Annotated in this window: 22 protein-coding genes; 16 read left to right on the plus strand and 6 right to left on the minus strand. The window is 33.7% G+C overall.

The features are described from left to right. Positions 1–5: 5 nt before the first annotated feature. Positions 6–809 carry an NAD(+) diphosphatase gene (gene nudC, locus H3T83_RS00690; protein ID WP_065578153.1) on the plus strand — a complete coding sequence of 268 codons (804 nt, stop codon included), beginning with the start codon at positions 6–8 and terminating at the stop codon, positions 807–809. A 23-nt stretch (positions 810–832) separates the two neighbouring features. On the opposite strand, the gene H3T83_RS00695 is transcribed toward nudC, so the two are convergent. Both H3T83_RS00695 and hemB read right to left on the minus strand, forming a co-directional pair. Further along, the gene (locus tag H3T83_RS00695) at positions 833–1,756 is read right to left on the minus strand and encodes a hypothetical protein (RefSeq protein ID WP_198198435.1); all 924 of its coding nucleotides are present in this window, start codon (positions 1,754–1,756) and stop codon (positions 833–835) included. A 428-nt stretch (positions 1,757–2,184) separates the two neighbouring features. Beyond that, positions 2,185–3,195 (minus strand): porphobilinogen synthase, encoded by a 1,011-nt coding sequence (hemB, locus tag H3T83_RS00700; protein WP_198198434.1) that lies wholly within the window; start codon positions 3,193–3,195, stop codon positions 2,185–2,187. 182 nt (positions 3,196–3,377) lie between these two features. Between hemB and rpsU the strand changes: the two genes are divergently transcribed. From rpsU to H3T83_RS00770, 14 genes are all read left to right on the plus strand, one after another. Continuing rightward, entirely contained in the window at positions 3,378–3,593 is a 216-nt protein-coding gene (rpsU, locus tag H3T83_RS00705; RefSeq protein ID WP_034882800.1) for a 30S ribosomal protein S21, read from the plus strand. 133 nt (positions 3,594–3,726) lie between these two features. Further along, complete coding sequence (dnaG, locus tag H3T83_RS00710) at positions 3,727–5,508, plus strand: DNA primase (RefSeq protein ID WP_034901120.1); 1,782 nt, start codon at positions 3,727–3,729, stop codon at positions 5,506–5,508. 82 nt (positions 5,509–5,590) lie between these two features. After that, positions 5,591–7,429 carry an RNA polymerase sigma factor RpoD gene (gene rpoD / locus H3T83_RS00715; RefSeq protein ID WP_198198433.1) on the plus strand — a complete coding sequence of 613 codons (1,839 nt, stop codon included), beginning with the start codon at positions 5,591–5,593 and terminating at the stop codon, positions 7,427–7,429. A gap of 63 nt (positions 7,430–7,492) precedes the next feature. Then, entirely contained in the window at positions 7,493–8,464 is a 972-nt protein-coding gene (locus H3T83_RS00720; RefSeq protein WP_198214817.1) for a bile acid:sodium symporter family protein, read from the plus strand. Positions 8,465–8,532: 68 nt separating this feature from the next. Continuing rightward, positions 8,533–10,047, plus strand: coding sequence for an inorganic phosphate transporter PitA (gene pitA, locus H3T83_RS00725; RefSeq protein ID WP_198214818.1), 1,515 nt, complete (start codon positions 8,533–8,535; stop codon positions 10,045–10,047). A 64-nt stretch (positions 10,048–10,111) separates the two neighbouring features. After that, on the plus strand, positions 10,112–10,564 hold the full coding sequence (uspA, locus tag H3T83_RS00730) for a universal stress protein UspA (protein ID WP_034901127.1): 453 nt from the start codon (positions 10,112–10,114) through the stop codon (positions 10,562–10,564). 122 nt (positions 10,565–10,686) lie between these two features. Further along, positions 10,687–11,439, plus strand: a complete 753-nt coding sequence (locus H3T83_RS00735) for an SDR family oxidoreductase (RefSeq protein ID WP_198214819.1) — start codon at positions 10,687–10,689, stop codon at positions 11,437–11,439. Positions 11,440–11,582: 143 nt separating this feature from the next. Next, on the plus strand, positions 11,583–11,912 hold the full coding sequence (locus H3T83_RS00740; RefSeq protein WP_086320962.1) for a hypothetical protein: 330 nt from the start codon (positions 11,583–11,585) through the stop codon (positions 11,910–11,912). A 321-nt stretch (positions 11,913–12,233) separates the two neighbouring features. Next, positions 12,234–14,690, plus strand: a complete 2,457-nt coding sequence (thrA, locus tag H3T83_RS00745; RefSeq protein WP_065578145.1) for a bifunctional aspartate kinase/homoserine dehydrogenase I — start codon at positions 12,234–12,236, stop codon at positions 14,688–14,690. Next, positions 14,691–15,629, plus strand: coding sequence for a homoserine kinase (gene thrB / locus H3T83_RS00750; protein WP_198214820.1), 939 nt, complete (start codon positions 14,691–14,693; stop codon positions 15,627–15,629). 77 nt (positions 15,630–15,706) lie between these two features. Beyond that, positions 15,707–16,996 carry a threonine synthase gene (thrC, locus tag H3T83_RS00755; protein WP_198191893.1) on the plus strand — a complete coding sequence of 430 codons (1,290 nt, stop codon included), beginning with the start codon at positions 15,707–15,709 and terminating at the stop codon, positions 16,994–16,996. 162 nt (positions 16,997–17,158) lie between these two features. Continuing rightward, positions 17,159–17,611, plus strand: coding sequence for a transcriptional regulator NrdR (gene nrdR, locus H3T83_RS00760; RefSeq protein ID WP_034901142.1), 453 nt, complete (start codon positions 17,159–17,161; stop codon positions 17,609–17,611). 20 nt (positions 17,612–17,631) lie between these two features. Next, positions 17,632–18,735 carry a bifunctional diaminohydroxyphosphoribosylaminopyrimidine deaminase/5-amino-6-(5-phosphoribosylamino)uracil reductase RibD gene (ribD, locus tag H3T83_RS00765; RefSeq protein WP_065651616.1) on the plus strand — a complete coding sequence of 368 codons (1,104 nt, stop codon included), beginning with the start codon at positions 17,632–17,634 and terminating at the stop codon, positions 18,733–18,735. A gap of 76 nt (positions 18,736–18,811) precedes the next feature. Beyond that, the gene (locus H3T83_RS00770; RefSeq protein ID WP_198214821.1) at positions 18,812–19,264 is read left to right on the plus strand and encodes a hypothetical protein; all 453 of its coding nucleotides are present in this window, start codon (positions 18,812–18,814) and stop codon (positions 19,262–19,264) included. 116 nt (positions 19,265–19,380) lie between these two features. Here the strand turns inward: H3T83_RS00770 and H3T83_RS00775 are convergent, their stop codons facing one another. The 4 genes from H3T83_RS00775 to H3T83_RS00790 all read right to left on the minus strand — a co-directional run bounded on the left by H3T83_RS00775 (position 19,381) and on the right by H3T83_RS00790 (position 23,101). Further along, positions 19,381–19,818 carry a PTS sugar transporter subunit IIA gene (locus H3T83_RS00775; protein WP_086320958.1) on the minus strand — a complete coding sequence of 146 codons (438 nt, stop codon included), beginning with the start codon at positions 19,816–19,818 and terminating at the stop codon, positions 19,381–19,383. 68 nt (positions 19,819–19,886) lie between these two features. After that, a complete protein-coding gene (locus tag H3T83_RS00780; RefSeq protein WP_065578139.1) occupies positions 19,887–21,296 on the minus strand; it encodes a PTS fructose transporter subunit IIC in 1,410 nt (469 codons plus the stop codon). A gap of 19 nt (positions 21,297–21,315) precedes the next feature. After that, entirely contained in the window at positions 21,316–22,236 is a 921-nt protein-coding gene (locus H3T83_RS00785) for a 1-phosphofructokinase family hexose kinase (RefSeq protein WP_034901149.1), read from the minus strand. Positions 22,237–22,246: 10 nt separating this feature from the next. Further along, entirely contained in the window at positions 22,247–23,101 is an 855-nt protein-coding gene (locus H3T83_RS00790; protein ID WP_034901151.1) for a tagatose bisphosphate family class II aldolase, read from the minus strand. Between the two features lie 335 nt (positions 23,102–23,436). On the opposite strand from H3T83_RS00790, the gene H3T83_RS00795 reads away from it, so the two are divergent. Then, positions 23,437–24,255: a DeoR/GlpR family DNA-binding transcription regulator gene (locus H3T83_RS00795; RefSeq protein ID WP_198214822.1), complete on the plus strand. Its 819-nt coding sequence runs from the start codon at positions 23,437–23,439 to the stop codon at positions 24,253–24,255. The last annotated feature ends 4 nt before the right edge of the window (positions 24,256–24,259 follow it).

Raw genomic sequence — 24,259 nt, forward strand, 5'->3', positions numbered from 1 at the left:
GTATTATGGATATACAAAAACAATATAATTTAATCGGTAACGAAAAAGGCTACTGGTTTGTGAGTAAAAATGGTCGTTTATGGTTACCTAATGGCGAAGTTCCTAACGGTATCGCCAGCGAATTAGGATTTACCAATAAACTCGCTCAGTCTATTGGTGAATGGAATGGACAAACAGCGTGGTTAATTTGTCAAGAAATGAGTAGTTCCATGGGCTCGATTAGACCTTTACTTAATAGTGCTGATCAGTCTTTGTTTAATATGGCTGGTAGAGCGGTACAATTGTCTGAGTTTTATCGGTCTCATAAATATTGTGGCTACTGTGGCCATGAGATGTATATCAGTCAAACCGAATGGTGTTGTCTATGTGATCATTGTCATCAACGTTATTATCCACAAATTTCACCATCCATTATTGTCGCTATTCGCAATAAAAATAAAATTTTATTGGCAAAACATGTAAGGCATAATCAAGATAATTTATATACTGTATTAGCGGGTTTTACTGAAATTGGTGAAACCATGGAAACGACAGTGGCTAGAGAAGTTTATGAAGAAACAAAAATAAAAATTAAAAATATTCGTTATGTCGGTTCGCAACCTTGGCCATTTCCTAATTCTATGATGATGGCTTATTTAGCAGATTATGACAGTGGTGAGATTACTATCGATAAAAATGAGTTAGTAGAAGCTGATTGGTACCATTATTCTCAATTACCAAAAATACCTGAATATGGCACGATAGCAAGGCGTTTAATTGAGGATACAATTATACTTTGTCGTGAATATGATGAGTTTGGTGAAAACTGATCATATTCACTTTATTTAATAAGTTATAGATACTCGATGGTTCTGGTTAAATTAATTTTGCTGGAACCATTTCCGGTTGTTTCACAAACAGCTTTGGTCCAGTCATTATTTTGGTTATATTCAGAGTAATTACAAGTTTCAGTTGATTCCAATTCTTGTTCATTTTTATCATTAATGATGACTTCACCTTTGGCAGATAATTTAAAGGTTCGAGTAATCGTTTTTTCTAATTGCTTGTTTGCATTATAAATAACATCTTTTTCTCTTACTAAAACGGGTAATTGTTTTTTATCATCCATTTTTACATAAGCGTTATATAATACTTGTTCAACCAGATCATTTTCATAAATAATCTTACTGGTAAAATTAATATTATTATCAGCGAAGTTAGATAAAGTGGTTTCAACTAAACGGCCTTGTTCATCAAATTCACTAATAGCAACAATTTCATCATTACTATTTTTCATACCAATAATATTTTTAGATTCATCGAAGGTAATGTCATAACTGTTTCTGGTATCTTTCATACCATAAATGTATTTAGCTGTATCATAATTTATTTCGCCATATAATCCTTCCAAGTCGTAATCTTTAACATAACCTTTATCGTTATAATTAATAGATTTTTTATCCGAACTTTGAATAGTTTGCTGTTTAATGAGTTTCTTATTAGGTAACAACTCTGGTTCGGTATGAAATAGATAACTATTAGTTACTTGGGTTGGTAACTGTGATTTATTGTCATTACTAGATTTGATTGTATTGTCTTCATTGTTATTTGTTGTACCTGTAGTTTTATCAGTTGTATCATTTTGGGTATTAGTATTAACTTCGTTATTTTGATTAGTCGTTGGAGTTTCATCAGATGATGATTGGCTGTTTTTTTTATTATCACATCCAGTTAATAAGAAAATACTTAATAAAAATAGATAGATATAATTTTTCATAATATTGGCTTCTTAATGTTATTGGTTAAAATTTTATTTATATCTAATAGCGATATTAATATTTCGATTCATCGGTTTATTCTAGCTATGGGCAGAATAATTCTGTTATCGCGTCGTTACTTGATCATTACATCAAACTAATCTTTACTCTCAGCGATTAATTTGTGACTTTTAGTGTCAGAATAAGTAACTTAATATATTTTATCCATAAATTACGATTTTGTAATTGATTTAATTTAATGTTTATAAAAAAAATTAAAACATTAATGATGTTATTTATTATGAAAATTTTTGATTGAGCTAATTTTGGTTATTTTTTTATCTAAAGAGATTCGATTTTGCTTTAAAAAGTTGTGCTTATTTTTCCGTGGTTAATCATATCAATTCACTATAATTAGCAAATTGATATGATAAATATAATGTAGCTATCACTGGTTATTGAGCCATTGAGCTACTTGCTTAGCAAAATAAGTTAACACGCCATCGGCGCCTGCTCGTTTGAAACAGAGTAGAGATTCCATGATAGTAGACTTTTCATCTAACCAACCGTTTTCGATTGCAGCCATTAACATTGCATATTCTCCTGATACTTGATAGGCAAATGTAGGTACTGCAAAAGTTTCTTTTACTCGACGAACGATATCTAGATAGGGCAATCCAGGTTTAACCATGACCATATCTGCGCCTTCACTTAAATCTTGATAAATTTCTTGTAAGGCTTCATTGCTATTGGCTGGATCAAGTTGATAGGTCTTTTTGTTACCACCTTTGATATTATTGGCTGAACCAACTGCATCACGGAAAGGTCCATAAAAGCTAGATGCATATTTTGCCGAGTAAGCCATTATTTGGCTATTAACAAAATTATGTGATTCTAGCTCTTTACGTATTGCGCCAATTCGTCCATCCATCATATCACTTGGTGCAATAATATCTGCCCCAGCATCAGCTTGTATTAATGCTTGTTTTTTTAAAGCTTCGACAGATATATCATTGAGAACATAACCGTTGTCATCAATAATACCATCTTGACCGTGTGTTGTATAAGGATCGAGAGCGACATCGGTTAAAATTCCAAGTTCTGGTATTTCTTTTTTTAATGCTCGAATTGATCTAGGAACTAAACCTTTATCGTTATAAGCTTCTTCGGCCAATAGTGATTTAAGTGAAGAATCAATAGCCGGAAACAATGAGAGTACTGGTATACCTAGTTTAGCAACTTGTTCAGCTTCTTTCACTAATATATCAATACTCATTCGTTTTACATTTGGCATTGATGGTACGGATTGACTGATATTGTTGCCTTCAACAATAAATACTGGATAAATTAGATCATTAACCGTCAAATGATTTTCTGCTACCAGACGACGACTAAAATCTTGTGCACGGTTTCGACGTAAACGTTTTTGTGGATATTGACCAGTAAAGAAAGACGACATAAAACACCTATATATCCTTAATTAAACTATTTTATTATCTGATTGAAAAAGTAGATTAGCAAATTAATTTATCATATAGTAATTATACGATATTTTACTTTACAACCCATACCAAATAGGAGTAAAATTGCGCACTAATTTTAGTCCTTTGTGATATTAAACAAATTTGAGGTGAGAGGCACATGCCAGTAATTAAAGTACGTGAAAATGAACCTTTCGATGTAGCATTACGTCGTTTTAAACGTTCTTGCGAAAAAGCAGGAGTATTAGCTGAAGTTCGTAATCGTGAATTTTACGAAAAACCAACAACTATTCGTAAACGCGCAAAAGCAGCTGCTGTTAAACGCCATGCTAAGAAATTAGAAAGAGAAAACGCTCGTCGCACTCGTCTATATTAATTTTTATACTGAAAATTTAAATTGTTTTTAAAAAACAATTCATTTATATTCTAGATATAAACAATTTTAACAAGCCGTATTATTATTACGGCTTGTTGTCTTTTTATAATGCCATAATTGGTTGAATTTTATCATGAAAGGTCTTATTCCTCGCGATTTTATTTTAGATTTGCTTGCCCGCACAAGTATTCTTGATGTGATAGGTAAGCGCGTTAAAATGAAAAAAAAGGGAAATAATTATTTTGGTTGTTGTCCTTTTCATGATGAAAAAACCGCTTCTTTTTCATTAAATGAAAAAAAACAAATTTACTACTGTTTTGGATGTGGTGCATCAGGTTCTGCTGTAAATTTTTTAATGCAGTATGAACGACTAACATTTCCTGAAGCCATTGAAGAAATTGCTAGTATGCAAGGTATTCGTGTTCCTTACACAGAAAGTAATACTAATCAAGCTGATCAATCAAAGCAAATTGAATCGCGTAATTTGCGTCGTGATCTCTACTCCCTGATGGCAAAAATCACCGATTTCTACCAACAGCAATTAGCATTATCGACTTCAAAAGATGCCCATATGTATCTTGAACAACGTGGTTTAAATCAAGAGATTATAACTAGATATAAAATAGGTTATGCGCCTAATGAATGGCGTTTAACTTCACAAAATGTGGTAAAAACTAAAGCTGAAACAAAATTATATAATCAAGCTGGCATGTTAGTTACCAATGATAGTGGTAATCAATATGATCGTTTCCGTGGTCGTATAATGTTTCCAATTCGCGATAGGCAAGGTAATGTCATTGCTTTTGGAGGTAGAACGATTGTTAATGATTCAGCCAAATATATTAATTCACCAGAAACGCCAATTTTTCATAAAGGTTTCCAATTATATGGTCTTTATGAAGCGCAGGAGGTTAATCGAAATCCAGAACAACTGATTGTGGTTGAAGGATATATGGATGTCGTATCACTTGCTCAATACGGAGTTGATTATGCGGTTGCTGCATTAGGTACATCAACCTCTGAAGAACATATCAAATTATTATTTAGAGCAACTGATTCTGTCATATTTTGTTATGATGGTGATAATGCAGGGCGAAGCGCAGCTTGGCGAGCACTTAATGTATTACTACCTTGTTTGATTGATGGTAAAGAAATTACTTTTGCTTTTTTACCACAAGATGAAGATCCTGACAGTTTTGTGCGTAAAGTTGGTAAAGACGGTTTTGAAGATTATGTAAAAAATTCTCCTAATTTATCTGAATTTTTATTTGATGAATTATTAAAACAAGTTGACCTAAAAACTGCTGAAGGTAAAGCTAAATTGAGTTCGCTTGCCATACCTTTACTTGAGCAAGTTAAAGCAAAAGCATTCAGACTTAATTTACTTCAGAAATTAGGTCGTTACTTAGGTCTACTTGATATATCACAAATAGAACAACTTATTGCCGCTAATCAAAATAAAAGTGAAAATAAACCTATTGAGGCCGTGTCTGCACCGCAGATGAAATTAACGACCATGCGGATTTTGATTGGTTTATTACTGCAATATCCGAATATGGCTAAAATGGTTGCAGATATTAATGTTATGCGACAAGTTAATTTAGCAGGCATAGATATATTTATTGAGCTACTTGAATTATGTCAACAATACCCAAATATAACTACAGCACAGATATTAACAGAGTGTACTAGTCGACCATTTTATAAACAGTTAAGTCGTTTAGCTACATGGGAGTACCATTACCAAGATGATGAAATAGAGTCAATTTTTTCTCATACTTTAAAAGAGTTATATGATAATATACTCGCCCAAAGGCAAGATGAACTGATCGCAAAAGAGAGAGTCTCCGGATTAAGTACCGCAGAGAAAAAAGAATTAGCGACATTAATACTTGTTTTATCAAAAAAAGACTAAATATACAGGGTATATGTAGAAAATTATTTCTTATTCTGCATATATAATATACATGACCGAATAACTAAATGTGGATACCTTTATGGAGCAAAATTCTCAATCACAGTTAAAACTCCTGATCATCCGAGGAAAGGAGCTAGGATACCTGACCTATGCTGATGTCAATGATCACTTGCCTGAAGAAATCATTGATTCAGATCAGATTGAAGATATTATCCAAATGATCAATGATATGGGCATTCAAGTACTTGAAGAAGCCCCAGATTCAGATGAATTATTACTTTCAGATAATGTTCCGGATGAAGAGGCCGTTGAAGCAGCTACAGCACTAGTTTTATCTAATGTAGAATCAGAAATAGGCAGAACGACAGATCCTGTCCGTATGTATATGCGTGAAATGGGTGCAGTTGAACTATTAACTCGTGAAGGTGAAATTGATATCGCTAAACGTATTGAAGATGGTATTAATCAAGTTCAAACCTCAGTATCTGAATACCCAGAAGCGATTACTTATCTTTTAGAACAATACAATTTAGTGGAAAGTGGTGAGGTTCGTTTATCTGATCTTATTACTGGTTTTGTTGATCCTAATGCTGAAGAAGCATCTGAAGATCTTCCAGAAGAGTTGGAAGAGAGTGAAGCTGAAATCGATATCGATGATAACGATGACGAAAGTGAAGAAGATGGCGATTCCTCAGCTGATGATGATGTTTCAATTGATCCTGAAGTGGCAAGAGCGAAATTTTCTGAACTTAAAGAACAGCATGATAAAACCTCAGCAGCAATAAAAAAATATGGCCGTGCTCATAAAAAAGCACAACAAGAAATTGAAAATTTATCTGAAGTTTTCAAACAATTCAGATTAGTAGGTAAACAATTTGATATTCTTGTTAATAATATGAGAAGCATGATGGATCGCGTAAGAGCACATGAACGTGTAATTATGAAGATCTGTGTTGAACAGTGTAAAATGCCGAAAAAACAATTTATGACGTATTTTAGTGGCAATGAAAATAACATGAATTGGTATAAAAAAGCCGTCACAGGTAAAGGCGCTTTTGCTGCTAATTTAATGGAATTTGAAGCGCCAATTGAGGCTGAAATTATCTGTTTACAACAGATAGAAACAGAAACGAATCTTTCTATTGAGCAAATTAAAGACATTAATAGACGAATGTCTATCGGTGAAGCAAAAGCCCGACGAGCTAAGAAAGAGATGGTAGAAGCCAATTTACGTTTGGTAATTTCAATAGCGAAAAAATATACTAACCGAGGTTTACAGTTCTTAGATCTTATTCAAGAAGGTAACATTGGCTTGATGAAGGCTGTTGACAAGTTTGAATATCGCCGAGGATATAAATTCTCTACATATGCGACTTGGTGGATTCGACAAGCGATTACACGTTCAATTGCTGACCAAGCAAGAACAATACGTATACCTGTACATATGATTGAAACAATCAATAAGCTAAATCGAATTTCACGTCAGATGTTACAAGAAATTGGTCGTGAACCAACGCCAGAAGAGTTATCTGAACGCATGCAAATGCCTGAAGAGAAAATTCGTAAAGTATTGAAAATTGCTAAAGAGCCTATTTCAATGGAAACACCAGTTGGTGATGATGAAGATTCACATTTAGGTGATTTTATTGAAGATACAGCACTTGAACAACCATTAGAAGCCGCTACATCTGAAAGTCTGCGTAGTGCAACACGTGATATTTTATCTGGCTTAACACCACGTGAAGCTAAAGTGTTACGCATGCGATTCGGTATTGATATGAATACCGACCACACTCTTGAAGAGGTTGGTAAACAATTTGATGTAACACGTGAACGTATTCGTCAGATTGAGGCGAAAGCATTACGTAAATTACGTCACCCAAGCCGATCTGATGTACTACGAAGCTTCCTAGAGTAAAAGTATAACTTTAGATATATCGCCACTTTTGTGGCGATTTTTTTAACTAATCAAACTAATATCATGAATATAATTCAACGTTTTAAAATTGACTCATTCTTGCTGATTTTGATTTGTGTTGTGATGACGGCAAGTATTTTCCCATGTGAAGGACAAGCAAAGGTTATTTTTGAAACTCTCACAACTTTTGCTATTGGTCTATTATTTTTTATGCATGGAGCAAAATTGTCATTTGATGCAATAGTTATTGGTATAAAAAATTGGCGATTGCATTTATTGATATTTGTTATTACTTTCGTGGTGTTCCCGATTCTAGGGATGATGATGCAACTACTTGTACCAACTTTTTTATCGGAAGATCTTTATCTAGGCTTTGTTTACCTTTGTGTCCTACCGGCTACAGTTCAGTCGGCAATTGCTTTTACATCAATAGCAAAAGGTAATGTGGCTGCAGCAATTTGTAGTGCATCGGCATCGACATTATTAGGTGTATTTATTACTCCCGTCTTAGTCGGTTTATTAATGCATACTCAATCTGCTGCTTCGATGAATATTTTAGATGCCATTGAATCTATTATGCTTAAACTGATGTTACCTTTTGTGGTTGGTCATTTATCTAGACGTTTTATTGGCAAATGGGTGGATAAATATAAAAGTGTTATTTCAAAAACTGACCGTATATCAATATTATTAGTTGTTTATGTTGCTTTTAGTGATGCGGTAGTTAATGGTATTTGGTCTAAAGTCAGCTGGTTATCTCTTGTAGAGATCATTGTTTATTCAATAATTTTGTTAACCATCGTGTTATTAATTACTACTTATAGCTCGCGATTGTTGGGTTTTAGCAAAGAAGATGAAATCACAATTGTATTTTGCGGTTCTAAAAAAAGCCTTGCAAGTGGTATTCCTATGGCTAGTGTGATTTTCCCTATGTCTATAACTGGAATAATGATTTTGCCGTTAATGATTTTTCATCAAGTTCAATTAATGATCTGTGCTGTTCTAGCCTCCCATTATGCGAAACGAAAAATGTAAAAATTGTTTTGCTCATTGCGGTATTCTCAAGGATAATAGAGCCGCTATTAACAACAGAAAGATATATTATGTTTCATCTATTTGCTGATTTAGACTTTTCAACCATTATATTGCTAGTTTTAGCACTATTTTTTGTTCTTTTTTACGAGGCAATTAATGGCTTTCATGATACTGCAAACGCAGTTGCGACAGTAATATATACTAGAGCATTAAAAGAACAGCTTGCTGTTTTTATGGCTGGTATGTTTAACTTTTTAGGAGTATTGCTTGGTGGACTTAGTGTTGCTTATGCAATTGTTCATCTTTTACCTACTGATTTATTATTAAATGTAAGTTCTGCACATGGCCTGGCAATGGTATTTTCGATTTTATTTGCCGCTATTATATGGAATTTAGGTACATGGTATGTAGGTATACCAGCGTCAAGCTCTCATACTTTAATTGGTGCAATTATTGGTGTTGCATTGGCTAATGCATTTATTATGGATACTTCTATTATTGATGCACTTAATATTCCTAAAATGATTCAAATCTTTTTATCATTAATAATTTCGCCTGTTGTTGGTCTTGTTATAGCCGGATTAATGATTTTTTTACTGCGGAAATATTGGACTCGTAAAGGTCAAAGTAAAAAACGTAGTAAAAAAAGAGAGCGTATTTTTATGACGCCCGAACAACGCGAAAAACTCTATGGTAAGAAAAAACCACCATTTTGGATTCGCATAATGTTGATCATTTCTGCTGCTGGAGTAAGTTTTTCTCATGGCGCTAATGATGGACAAAAAGGTATTGGTTTATTAATGCTAGTATTAATGGGAATTGCGCCTGCTGGATTTATTGTAAATATGGGAGCATCAACCTATGAAATTACTAATACCAGGAATGCCATTCATAATATTGAAGAATATTTTATTTCCCATAATGATGAACTTAATACTGTAATAGGAAAACAGTCTGCTGTAGATACTTCAATTCCTGTAAATGATTTAAATCAATATCATTGTGATTACTCTCGTTCGTTTACTACATTAGGGATTGCTAATAATTTGTTTAATAAAATGAATGATTATGGTTCTCTTAATGTAGATCAACGCTCCCAGGCTAGACGTATTTTATTATGTTTATCCGATACGGTATCTCATGTAGCTAAACAACCAAATGTACCTGCAGAAGATAAGCAATACTTAAAATCGCTAAATAATGATTTATTAAAAACTGTAGAGTACGCACCAGTTTGGATTATTATCGGCGTAGCTTCAGCGCTTGCTGTAGGTACTATGATAGGTTGGCGACGGGTTGCAGTAACCATTGGTGAAAAAATCGGTAAAAAAGGGATGACTTATGCTCAAGGTGTCTCTGCACAAATTACAACCGCGTTATCAATCGGTATAGCAAGCTATACTGGAATGCCTGTATCAACAACTCAAGTTCTTTCCTCATCGGTTGCTGGTACGATGATTGTTGATGGTGGTGGGGTACAAAGTAAAACAATTAAAAATATTGCATTAACTTGGATTCTTACATTGCCAATTTCAATTTTGTTATCTGGGTCACTATTTTGGCTTGCTCAAAAATTAATTTAGTAGTAAAAAGGAAATATAAATTCTAATTTAATTAGAGCATCAAAAATAGGAAGGAGTGAATATTATGGCTTATAAACATATTTTAGTCGCAGTGGATTTATCACCTGAAAGTGAAGTTCTTGTTGAAAAAGCAGTTTCTATGGCTAGACCATATAATGCTCAAATATCACTAATTCATGTCGGTATTAATTATTCTGATCTTTATACTGGTTTAGTTGATATTAATATGAATGATATGAAAGATCGTATCACTGAAGATGCTCATATTGCATTGAATAAACTTGCTGATGATGCTGGTTATCCAATTGCACACACTCTTTCTGGCAATGGTGAATTTGGCCAAGTATTAATTGAAGCTATCCATGAATATGGTGCAGATCTGGTTGTTTGTGGTCATCACCAAGATTTCTGGAGCAAATTAATGTCTTCTGCTCGTCAACTAATTAATAATACCCATATTGATACGTTGATTGTTCCTTTGAAAGATGAAGAGCCTTCCGAAGAACCAGCTAAATGAAATATTCGATGTCAACCCGCTATGTAGCGGGTTTTTTTGTATTTAATGCAGAATAATCTATTATTTATTTCAATGTTATAAAGGTAAAATCAGACAATTATCATGAGTAAAGGGGATTGAATATGAATATCGCTTTAGTTACTGGAGCTTCTTCTGGTTTTGGTCAAGCTATTTGTCGAAAACTTATTGCTGACGGTTATAAAGTCATTGGTGCTGCTAGAAGAGGTGATAAATTACAGAAACTTGCTGATGAGTTAGGGGATAACTTTTTACCTTTAACGTTTGATGTAACCAAAAAAGATGCCGTCGAAACCATCTTATTGCAATTACCGAAAGAATTTCAACCGATTGATATATTAATCAATAATGCTGGATTGGCACTGGGATTAGAACCTGCATATGAGGCGAATTATAATGATTGGGAAACAATGATTCAAACTAACATTATCGGCTTAGTTCACCTAACTCATCAAATTTTACCGAGTATGGTTGAACGCAATTATGGTTACATAATAAATCTTGGATCAGTGGCGGGAACTTATGCTTATAAAGGTGGTAATGTTTATGGTGCCTCAAAAGCATTTGTTAAGCAATTTAGTGCTAATTTACGGACAGATTTATTAGGTAAAAGAATCAGAGTAACAAATATTGAACCAGGATTATGTGGTGGTACAGAATTTTCAAATGTACGATTCCATGGTAATGACGAACAAGCTGCGACAGTTTATAGAGATGTTGATTATGTTACTCCTGAGGATATTGCTAATACGGTGTCATGGTTAGTGAATACGCCTAATCATTTTAATGTGAATTCAATTGAAATTATGCCAGTTGCCCAAGCTTCGGCAGGGTTATCTGTTTGTAAACAAGTTTAACATTAAACCAAATTGGCATTGATATATATCAATGCGTTAAACAAAAAATAATAAAAAAATAGAATTGAAAATCAAAATAGACTTGCACTTATGTTAATGGATTGCTATTCTTTTCGCTTGTGATTTTGATTGAGGTTTTAGCAATGACATTTTCTGACGTAACAAAAACATTTGCGACAAGCTTACCTGGTACCGACTCGTATGTAAAACTACGTAAGGCTATGAGGGCTTTAATCCAAAATGATCCAAAAAATGCATCAGTTTATTTTTTGATCTTTGGATTTGCGCGTACTTATGTCATGTTATATGAAGATCAGGAAGTTTCCCCACAATTTGCTGAAGATAATCAAAAACTAATGTTATCGTATCTCAATATACTTGATGAAGCATTAAAAAAACAGGATGCAGAAAGTATCTACCAAGCTTTAAATAAGGTAGTGAATGAATACGAAAACAGCAAAAAAGTTTTTTAATTTTTACAGCCTGACATGAAAATGTCGGGCTGTTTTGTTTAGGGATTTTTTAGGAAAAATAATGAAAACTGTGATGATGATGATTTCAGGTATTATTGGCACCACCGGCACTATTATTAATTATAGGGCGGGTTGATTTTTCCTTAAAAAATATCGAAAAACCCGCCTAAAAAGGCGGGTTTTTTGTTTTATAAAATAAAAAATATTCAAAAACATTAATAACAAAAAAAAGAATTCAAAATATTGATTTTATAAGTGATTTAAAAAAATTACATTTTGAATTGTCATTGGCATAAATTAGAAAAATAAGTAAGGTGTGATATGAAAGTTTTAAAATTTGGAGGAACATCTGTTGCCAACGCAGAACGCTTTTTGCGTGTAGCAGAGATTATTGAGAATAATGCTAAACAAGAACAAACAGCAACAGTTTTATCTGCACCAGCTAAAATTACCAATCATTTAGTCGCAATGGTTGAAAAAACTGTAGCACGGCAAGATATACAAACAAATATTTATGATGCAGAAAAAATCTTTGCGGATCTCTTAGCAGGAATATCACAAGCACTGCCTAATTTTGCCTATGAAGAGATGAAAAAATTTGCACTCAATGAGTTAAATAATGTCAAACAATTGTTAGAAGGTATTCGGTTATTAGGTCAATGTCCTGACAGTATTAATGCTACTATCATTTGCAGAGGTGAAAAACTTTCAATTGCAATCATGCAAGAGGTGCTAAAAGCAAAAGGTCATGCAGTGACCGTAATTAATCCGGTAGCAATGTTAATTGCCGAAGGTGATTATTTAGAATCAACGGTTGATATTGTTGAATCTTCCCATCGCATCAGTGAGATGCGTATTCCACCAGAAAATATTATTTTGATGCCAGGTTTTACCGCCGGAAATGAAAAAGGTGAATTAGTTGTTCTTGGTCGTAATGGATCTGATTATTCGGCATCAGTTTTAGCTGCATGTTTACGTGCAAATAGCTGTGAAATTTGGACCGATGTGGATGGGGTTTATACGTGTGATCCTCGAATTGTTCCAGATGCCAAATTATTAAAAACCATGTCTTATCAAGAGGCAATGGAGTTATCTTACTTTGGTGCAAAAGTGCTTCATCCAAGAACAATTTTGCCAATCGCCCAATTCCAAATTCCATGCTTAATTAAAAATACCAATAATCCAGATGCTCCGGGGACTTTAATTGGTGCTAATGTTGTGGATAGTTCAACTCCAGTAAAAGGTATAACCAATTTAAATAATATGGCGATGATTAATGTATCAGGGCCAGGGCTAAAAGGTATGGTAGGTATGTCTGCTCGAGTATTTTCTGCTATGACTTATGCCGGAATTTCGGTGGTACTGATTACTCAATCATCATCTGAATATAGTATTAGTTTTTGTGTTCCTCAAACCGAACTATATCGTGCTGAAGAGGCATTAAGTGATGAATTTTATTTAGAATTAAAAGATGGCTTACTTGAACCTATCGAAGTGATTGACAAATTGGCAATTATTTCTGTAGTTGGTGATGGTATGCGAACGTTACGTGGTTTATCAGCTAACTTCTTTACTGCATTAGCTCGAGCCAATATTAACATCGTAGCAATTGCACAAGGTTCATCAGAGCGTTCAATTTCGGTTGTGGTTGATAATGATGTTGCTGTAATGGGAGTACGTGTAACGCACCAAATGCTTTTTGGTACAGACAAAATGTTAGATGTGTTTGTTATTGGTGTTGGTGGTGTTGGTGGTGCATTGGTCGATCAAATTGGTCGTCAACAAAAATGGCTTAAAAATAAACAGATCGATTTACGGGTTTGTGGTTTATTCAATTCCAAACATTCTGTACTTAATCGTGATGGTATTGATTTAGCTAATTGGCGTGATCAAATAAAACAAAGTGATACAGATTATACTCTAAATAGTATTATTGATTTTGCTAAAAACAATCGATTACTTAATCCAATTTTAGTTGATTGTACTTCAAGTAGTGATGTATCAGATAAATATGTTGATTTCCTTGCCAATGGCTTCCATGTGGTCACACCAAATAAGAAAGCCAATACAAGTTCAATGGCTTATTATCTTCGTCTACGTCAAGAAGCGGCCAATAGTAAACGTAAGTTTCAATATGATACCAATGTTGGTGCTGGTTTACCTGTAATAGAAAATTTACAAAATCTGCTCAATGCTGGTGATGAACTGATCAAGTTTTCCGGCATATTATCTGGATCGTTATCTTTTATTTTTGGCAAATTAGATGAAGGTATGTCTTTATCAGAAGCGACTAAATTGGCGAAAGAAAAGGGCTTTACCGAACCAGATCCTCGTGATGACTTATCAGGGACAGATGTAGCCAGAAAATTGTTGATTTTAGCCAGAGAATCAGGATTACAACTGGAATTAGATCAAATTAAAGTTGAATCAGTTCTGCCTGCGGAATATTCTCAAGGTAATATCGATGAGTTTATGTCAAAATTACCACAACTAGATGCTGAATTTAAAGAAAAATCAGAAAAAGCAGCCAAAGAAGGAAAAGTATTACGGTATGTAGGTAGTATTGATGGTGGTCAATGTTGCGTCAAAATTGAAGCTGTAGATACAGATGATCCACTTTATAAAGTTAAAAATGGTGAAAATGCTTTAGCATTTTATACTAGGTATTATCAACCAATTCCATTAGTATTACGTGGTTATGGCGCTGGTAATGACGTGACAGCGGCAGGTGTTTTTGCTGATATTCTACGAACCACATCGGGAAAAATTGGAGGCTAAATGAGTCATAAATCATTAACAGTTTATGCTCCTGCATCAATGGCAAACATTAGTGTTGGTTTTGATATTTTGGGGGCGGCAATCAATCCAATTAGTGGTGCAATGTTAGGTGACTGTATTACTATTGAGTCGGCAACGGAGTTTAACCTTACTTGCAAAGGTCAGTTTGTCAAAAAACTGCCAAAAGATCCCAAATTTAATATTGTTTATCAATGTTGGCAGCGTTTCTGTAAAGCTATGGATAAAACATTACCTGTGAGTATAACTCTTGAAAAAAATATGCCAATTGGTTCTGGTTTAGGTTCAAGTGCTTGTTCCGTCGTTGGTGCTTTTGTGGCATTAAATAAATTTTTTGATGAACCATTTAATCAATATGAAATGCTTTCCATGATGGGGGAACTAGAAGGTCGAATTTCCGGTAGCGTGCATTATGATAATGTCGCTCCTTGTTACTTAGGTGGAATGCAACTTATCCTTGATGAAATGGGTGTTATCAGTGAGTCGATACCTCACTTTGAAAATTGGTATTGGGTAATGGCCTATCCTGGTATTAAAGTCTCTACAGCAGAAGCCAGAGCTATTCTGCCTGCTCAATACCAAAAAGCTGATTGTGTCGCTCATGGTCGCTATGTCGGTGGTTTTTTGCATGCTTGTTATACTAAACAACCTAAACTTGCTGCGGCAATGTTAATTGATAATATTGCTGAACCTTATCGTAAACAATTACTACCTAATTTTGATGAAACTCAAAAGAAAGTAAAACAACTTGGTGCATTAGCTTCAGGGATATCAGGATCTGGACCGACGATGTTTGTTGTGGCGGATAATCTTGAAACGGCACAGCAGATAGAGTCATTATTAAAAAGCTCTTATCTACAAAATGAAGATGGTTTTACCCATATTTGTAAAATAGATCCACAAGGTGCAAGACTGATTTAAGTTAATTGTTATTAAATTGAACAATAAGATTAAATCAAAAAGAAAACAATTAAAGTATAAAATAGTTGGAACAAATTATGAAATTGTATAACTTAAAAGATCATTCTGAACAAGTTAGTTTTGCTCAGGCCGTACAACAAGGATTAGGTAAAGGGCAAGGATTATTTTTCCCAGAGCAATTACCAAAATTTTCAGATGCAGAAATAGAGTCATTGCTAAATATGGATTTTGTTACTAGAAGTGCCAAAATATTATCGGCTTTTATTGGTAATGAAATTAGTGATAACGATATGCATCGATTAGTACAAAATGCCTTCCAATTTCCAGCTCCAGTCAAATCAGTAGAAGATGATATCGGTTCACTTGAACTGTATCATGGTCCAACATTAGCATTTAAAGATTTTGGTGGCCGCTTTATGGCACAAGCATTAGTTCAAGTCGCTGCGGATAAAAAAATCACAATCTTGACGGCAACCTCTGGGGACACTGGTGCAGCTGTTGCCCATGCATTTTATCACTTACCGAATATTCGCGTAGTGATTTTATATCCAGAAGGTAAAATTAGCCCGTTACAAGAAAAACTATTTTGTACTTTAGGTGATAATATTCACACCATTGCTATTCAAAGTGATTTTGATGCCTGCCAAGCATTAGTTAAAAAGGCGTTTGATGATGAAGAGTTAAAAACTGCTATTGGTTTAAACTCAGCAAACTCTATTAATATAAGTCGGCTTTTAGCGCAAATTTGTTATTATTTTGAAGCTTATGCTCAATTGACAGCAAAACAACGAGAACAATTAGTTATTTCTGTGCCAAGCGGTAACTTTGGTGATTTAACTGCCGGATTGCTGGCTAAAACTATGGGATTGCCAATTAAACGTTTTATTGCTGCAACTAATGCCAACGACACTGTTCCTCGTTATTTAGAAACAGGTAAGTGGGAACCTCATAAAACTGTAGCTACATTATCTAATGCTATGGATGTAAGTCAGCCTAATAACTGGCCAAGAATTGAGGAAATTTATCAACGAGAAGGTTGGGTATTAAAATCATTAGGTCATGCAGCTGTTTCTGATAAGGTTTCTGTACAAACCGTTCAACAATTGGATAAAAAGGGTTATTTATCTGAGCCTCATGGAGCTATTGCTTATCGAGCTTTACGCGATCAATTGCAAGAAGGGGAGTATGGTTTATTTTTAGGAACAGCTCATCCAGCCAAGTTTAAAGAAGTGGTAGAGGATATTCTTGGTCGATCCATTCCATTACCACCTGCATTAGCTGAAAGGGCTGAAATGCCGTTGCTGTCTCATTATATGCCAGATGATTTTGCAAAATTACGCGATTTTTTAATCTCATTAACATGGTAAATCAATTTTCCGTCACTAAATAAGTGGCGGAAATCTAACATTCATTTGAGTATACTGCAGTTAGAAATAGTATGCAGTAACTTATATTACTTAGCTTAAATCTTGTTTAAAATAATAATTTCAGCTATTGTAATGTAGGTTAAACGTTTTCAGGATATATTTATGCACTGTCCGTTTTGTAATGCTGATGATACAAAGGTTATTGATTCTCGATTAGTTGGTGAAGGTTTTCAAGTTCGTCGTCGTCGACAATGTGTCGAATGTAATGAACGTTTCACAACCTTTGAAGTGGCTGAATTAATTATGCCTAATGTTATTAAAAGTAATAAGGTTCGAGAACCTTTTAATGAAGAAAAACTTCGTAATGGTATAAAACGAGCTCTTGAAAAACGTCCGGTTAGTTTTGATGCAATTGAAGATGCTATTACGCGTATTAAATCAAAACTTAGAGCTACTGGCGAACGTGAAGTGCAGGCAAAATTAATTGGTGATTTTGTAATTGAAGAGCTTAGAAATCTTGATAAAGTTGCTTACATACGCTTTGCTTCTGTTTATTTCAGTTTTGATGATATTGAACAATTCAGTAATGAAATAGCGAAGTTGCAACAAAAATAATCTTAATTTAAAAGATAGCTATGGATAAAGATCTATATTATATGCAGCAAGCTATAGAGCTCGCTGAACTTGGTCGCTTTACCACTACCCCTAATCCTAATGTTGGTTGTGTTATTGTTAAAAATGATCAGATCATTGGCAAAGGTTATCATCAAAAAGCCGGGCAGCCTCATGCCGAAGTTTATGCATTAAGAATGGCTGGTGACCAAGCAAAAGGGGCAACGGCTTATGTAACATTAGAACCTTGCAGTCATTTTGGCCGAACTCCACCTTGTGCTGACGCTCTTATTCAAGCTGGCATAAAGCGAGTAATTATTGCTATGCAAGATCCTAATCCTAACGTTGCTGGTAATGGCATTAAACGATTAAAAGATGCTGGAATTGAAGTTCAAGTTGGCGTTTTAACCGAGCAAGCCGAAGCGATTAATAAAGGTTTTTTAAAACGTATGCGAACAGGTCTGCCATACGTTCAACTTAAAATGGCGGTTTCATTGGATGGTAAAATTGCTATGGCCTCCGGTGAAAGTAAATGGATTACATCTGCATTAGCAAGACAAGATGTTCAACAATATAGAGCTCAAGCTAGTTGTATATTGAGCACAAGGAAAACAGTTCAAGCTGATAATGCCAGTTTAACTGTTAGATTTAGTGAATTGCCTGATTCAATTAAAAAAATTTATCCTTTCGATGAAGTTCGCCAACCAGTACGAGTGATAATCGATAGTCAAAATCAAATGATGGGTAATGAAAATATTTTCGATCAATCTGGTGAAATATGGATTGTTCGCAAGCAAAATCTGCCAATATTATCTTCAAATAGCAAACTTATCATTGAATCATCAAATAATCATCAAGTTGATTTATCAAAGTTATTATCCATATTAGCTGAGCAACAAATTAATTCTGTATGGGTTGAAGCTGGAGCTCATTTAGCCGGTGCACTAATTGAACAAGATCTGGTTGATGAATTAATCATATATTATGCTCCTAAATTGCTAGGTCATAATGCCCAAGACATGTGCGTATTACCTAATCTACAAAAACTCTCATTAGCGCCGCAATTTCGTTTTGAATCAGTTGAAATGATCGGTGATGATTTAAGGATTATTTTAAAAAGAAAGTAAACTTTAATCTTGGCGATAGTTGAATAATCTAGTTTGAATAAGATCAAACGGAAAATAGAAAAGCGATTTAATTGATATGTATGATAAAACAAAATTTAGTATGCTCAATATTGATGATTTTTTTAGTTCAGATCAATATCAGACTATTGAAGATTTCAGTTATGCTGATGTCCAAGGAATACTAAAAGGTGGTTATCAAATTGAATTTTTTTATATTTTAGATCATGTTGAAGTATTATCAATTCAAGAAGTTATGGATAACACTTTTTTAATTGATAAAGCTAATCAAATTTTAAGTTACCTTGGTTTTGATTTTAAGATTGGTCACCCGTTTGAATTAACTGATGAATTTAACCATAATTATAGATTTAAAGATGGTAGTTATAATAAAGATTATATGCTTTATTACTATGATTTTGAAGGCATGTTAATTGTTTTAGGTATTACTTGGGAAGGCGTTTTAATCTCATTTGAAATGGTTAACAATAAAACAATTGTCAATAATCGTCTGGAATTTTTTAATACCTAATATTCTTCTTATAGTTTAAAAACTTACTGTATTAACCGCTTTAATTGATTGATTGTTAATCAGTTGGAGGTAACCTCCCATGAGTTCATATCGTCTCTTCTCATGGGATGGTTATATTAGTTGCCTTGAAGGATTGTTAATAGCTCTTCTGGTTTTTTAACGGATTGAATTCGCGCTAAAGTATCTTCAGCAATAACTGCTCTTGTTAATTGACGCAAAATATCTAAGTGTTCATTACTTTTTGCCGCTATACCAATAACAACATAGGCAATATTATTATCTTCATCCCAATTTATACCATCAGGGTAATAGATAACTTTTAATCCTGTTTGTATAACACTATCACGTTTATCGGTAGTTCCATGAGGAATTGCTATACCATTACCCAGAAAAGTTGATATTTGCAGATCACGATCGAACATCGATTGAGTATAATCGGGCTTTACTAATCCCGCTTTTATCATATTTTCTGATACCGCTTTTATTGCATCTTGTTTAGTATAAACGCCATTTATAATAGATATATCTTCAATTTTTAATTGTATATTGCTCATTTATTTACCTTAAAAATTCATATATATTCAAAAGATCAATTTATTAGCCATATTTAATAATTGACTTTTTATTTTTCAACAGTCGATTTTCGTTTTTCACGTATACGACATAAACCTAATAAAATCGCTCCGACTAATGCACCTATAAAAATACAACCAACCCACATGAAAGGTTTATTGACTAAAGGTAGGACTAAAAATCCTCCATGAGGTGCAGGAACTTGGATTTGACTAATAAAAGTTAATACTGAGGCAATAGCTGATGAAAACATCATAATTGGAATAACGTGTAATGGATCTTTGGCAGCAAATGGAATAGCGCCTTCGGTTATATGAGTTGAACCAAGTATATAATTTACAATGCCAGCAGCACGCTCTTCTTCAGTAAATGCTTTACTTCGGAAAATAGTAGTTGCAAAGGCAATAACAAAAGGAGGTACAATACAGGCCGCGGAAACACCAGCCATAAAATAGTAATTACCTTCTCCTAACAGCATTGTACCTGTTACATAAGCAGCTTTATTGATAGGGCCACCGAAGTCGAAAGAGCACATTCCACCAATAACAATTCCTAATAAAATAGGATTAGCAGATTGCAATGAGGCTAACCATTCTTTCATGCCATTATTAACAACAGCAATCGGTCCACCAAGTAAAAACATGCCTGCACCAATCACAAATACCCCTATTAATGGCATTATGAAAATTGATTTAAGTCCTTCAAATGCACGAGGAAGGCCATCTAAAAGTCTTTTAACAATCAGCATTAAATAACCAGCAGCGAATCCAGCAATAATACCACCTAAAAAACCTGCACCAGTTATATTAGCAATTAAACCACCGACAAAACCAGCTACCATACCTGGTCGCCCACTTATTGAATAAGCTAAAAAACCTGTAAAAATAGGGACCATAATACCGAAAGCTTGGCCACCAATTTTCATTAGTAATGCAGCAAACTCATTATATTCAGGATTGCTTTGATCTGCGGAATAAATACCCCATAGAAATGACAATGCAATTAATACTCCTCCAGCAACAACGAATGGTAACATATTTGAAACACCACTCATAAGATGCTTATATATTTGTCGACCAACAGATTCTTTTAATTCATTTTGATTTGGTAGTTCTGATGAGTGACTGTTGTTTTTTAATTTTTTGCGAATAGGTACTGTTCCTGAGTTTATTTTTTCAATAAGCATAGTCGCTTTATGAATACCATCTTTTACAGGTACTTCAATAACCGGTAATCCATTAAAACGATCAGGATTAACATCTTTATCAGCCGCAATAATCACACCAATTGCATCAGCAATATCTGCATCAGTTATTAGGTTTTCTACACCACTTGCGCCATTGGTTTCTACTTTAATTTCAACCCCAGCTTTTTGAGCTGCTGATTTCAATGCTTCTTCTGCCATATAGGTATGTGCTATACCAGTAGGACACCCTGTTACTGCTAGTATTTTTTTCATAACAATTTTCCATTTAATTTTATTTTATTTGAGTCACTTCAAGTTGTTTGATATAGGTACTAACTTTGTTTAATAATCCTAAACCATTTGATTCGGCAACATTGGCACCAGTTGCTGATGCCTTTTTCATGGCTAGTTCATAATTGTTTTGAGCAGGAAGCCATTCGCTAAGAAATGCAGCTAGCGATGCATCTCCTGCACAAGCAGAACTTAATTGTTTTATGGATACTGAATTACAGAACCAAATATTTTTCCCGTTTGAAAAGTAAAGTCCTTTTGAACCCATAGTTAGTAAAATATTTTGTGCTCCTTGCTGATGAACATTTTCTAATGCTGCAATTATTTGCTCTGTTGTATCAGTTGTAAAACCAAAAATATCTTTTAACTCTTCATTATTAGGTTTGATAAGTAAAGGTTTATAAATTAATAAATCTTTTAATTTAGTATGACTAATATCTAAAATTATTTTGATATTTTTGCTTATGCAAATTTTTAAAATTAATTCCAAATAATCAGGTTCAATGTTATTTGGCAAACTACCACTTATAACTAAATAACTGTTATTGTTGAGTGACTCAATAATAGTTAGCATTTCAGCTTTTTTGTTATCAGGAATAAAAGGTCCCTTAGAGACCAATTTAAATTCATTTTGTTCATCATTAATAAAAACATTAATTCTGGTAATATCATCGATCAAACAAGGGATAGTTTGAATTTGCATCTTAGTTAGTTCATCAATAATATATTTTCCCGAGAAACCACCAAAAAAGCCTAATGCACAAGTAGGTTTATCAAATTTATTTAATACAATTGAAACATTAACTGCTTTACCGTTAGGGCTATATTCTGTATCTAGTGTTCTATTTACTGAATTGGGTTTTAGCCCTTGGCAATGAATATTCATATCAATTGCAGTATTAAGTGTTAAAGTGTAAATCATATGATTTCCTTTATAACTTACCTGCACAGCCACAAGTTGTAATGATTTTTTTGACAATCTCTTTCATTGCTGCTTTAGCTGGTTTCATATAGTGTCGAGGATCATTAGCATCTGGATTTTCAATAAAGTATTGTTTTAGGGCATCAGAAAAAGCAATTTTTAATTCAGTTGCAACATTTACTTTACAAATACCACGTTTGATACATTCACGAACATCTTTATCTGGAACACCTGAAGCGCCATGTAAAACTAATGGTATATCTACTACTGAACGAATTTCGGATAAGCGGTCAAAATCAAGTTTTGGTTCTGATTTATACATTCCATGTGCTGTACCTATCGCAATAGCCAGAGAGTCTATATTTGTTTTCTTAACAAATTCTATAGCTTGTTGTGGATTTGTATATAATGCATCTTTAGCATCGACAACAAGATCATCTTCAACACCACCAAGGCGGCCAAGTTCTGCTTCAACACTTACGTCATATCGGTGAGCATAATCAACAACACGTTTTACGAGGGCAATATTTTCATCGAAAGGAAAGTGTGAACCGTCAATCATTACTGATCTAACACCAGCATTAATTTTGTTAGTTATATCATTGAATTCTTCATGGTGATCTAAGTGTACTGCTAATGGAACATTATGTTTTCTTGATAATTCATTGGCAATAGCAATGATATTTTCAGTTCCTGCATAGCTATATGTTCCTGGTGTACCAGCCAAAATGACAGGAGATTGACATTCTGCCACGGTTTCAACAATTACTTGCATTGTCTCTAAATTATGAATATTAAAGGCGGGAATAGCATACTGCTCTTTTTGGGCTTTTTTTAACATATTATGACTTGAGATAATACTCATTTTACTGCTCCTTAACTGTAGTGAACCTCATAACCTTAAGTTACTTTCAAATTGGAATTATTTTTTATCAATTATGATTGCAAAATGAAAGTTATACTAGTGTAAATTTTGTGAGATGGATCACAAATACTAACTTTTGTCGCTGAATAAGAAATGTAATTGAGTATTTTTTTTGTCAAAAATTTTTTCCTAACCTAGAATAAGAAATAACGGATCATATATATGAAAATTATATAGTTACAGTTTGAAACAGTTATGGTTCGTTACTAAATATTTATATGACCTGTTTTATGTGTCTTGTACAAAGTATTTACCATTAACATAGGAAGTGAAAATTGGCTAAAGCATCTTCAGCGCTATTGAAACGTCGATTAGATATCGCAAAAATTGTACGCCAAAATGGTGAAGTAAAAGTTGATGAGTTGTCTGATCAGTTAAAGGTTTCTCATGTTACTATCCGACAAGATTTAACTTACCTTGAGCAACAAGGATATTTAAAACGTTCATTTGGCGGCGCTATTTATATTTCTCCAGAAGGGCAAGTGCATAATTCTGCTACAATTAATTCAAGTCAAACCAAAGGCAATTCTGATATTGATTTAGCAAAAGCTTGTTTAAGCTATATTAATGATGGTGATACTATTTTTTTAGGACATGGTTTTTTAACTCGGAAACTAATCCCTTTTTTGCATAAAAAAAAATCGTTACGTATTATCATGAACGATCTAAGAAATGCACAATTAGTACGTGAATTTTCCGATGCAGAAGTCATTTTAATTGGTGGCGTTTTATGTGAAGGAAATATTATTAAAAGCTGTAATGACCTAATCAGTATTCGCAATAACTACGCCATTTCCCATTTCATTATCGAATTGGCAGCAATTGATGAAAATAATGATCTAATTATTGAAAATAGTGAACAAAAAGAAACATATCAACAAATCTTAAAAAACTCTAAACATACTATTGGTCTTTTATTAGAAAGATCTTTGTTTACGGATAATCATAGTATTGGTAAATTAAAACATATAGATGTCACAATTTTATCTAAAGCAGCGGTGACTGAATATCATCACCAATTGTTAAATTCTAATTTTAAACAAATTGCAATTAATAAATATTGTATGACTTATCATAATCTATTGGGGACATAACTAA

It is taken from the genome of Gilliamella sp. M0320, from assembly GCF_016101635.1.
GTDB classification, from domain to species: Bacteria; Pseudomonadota; Gammaproteobacteria; order Enterobacterales; family Orbaceae; genus Gilliamella; species Gilliamella apis.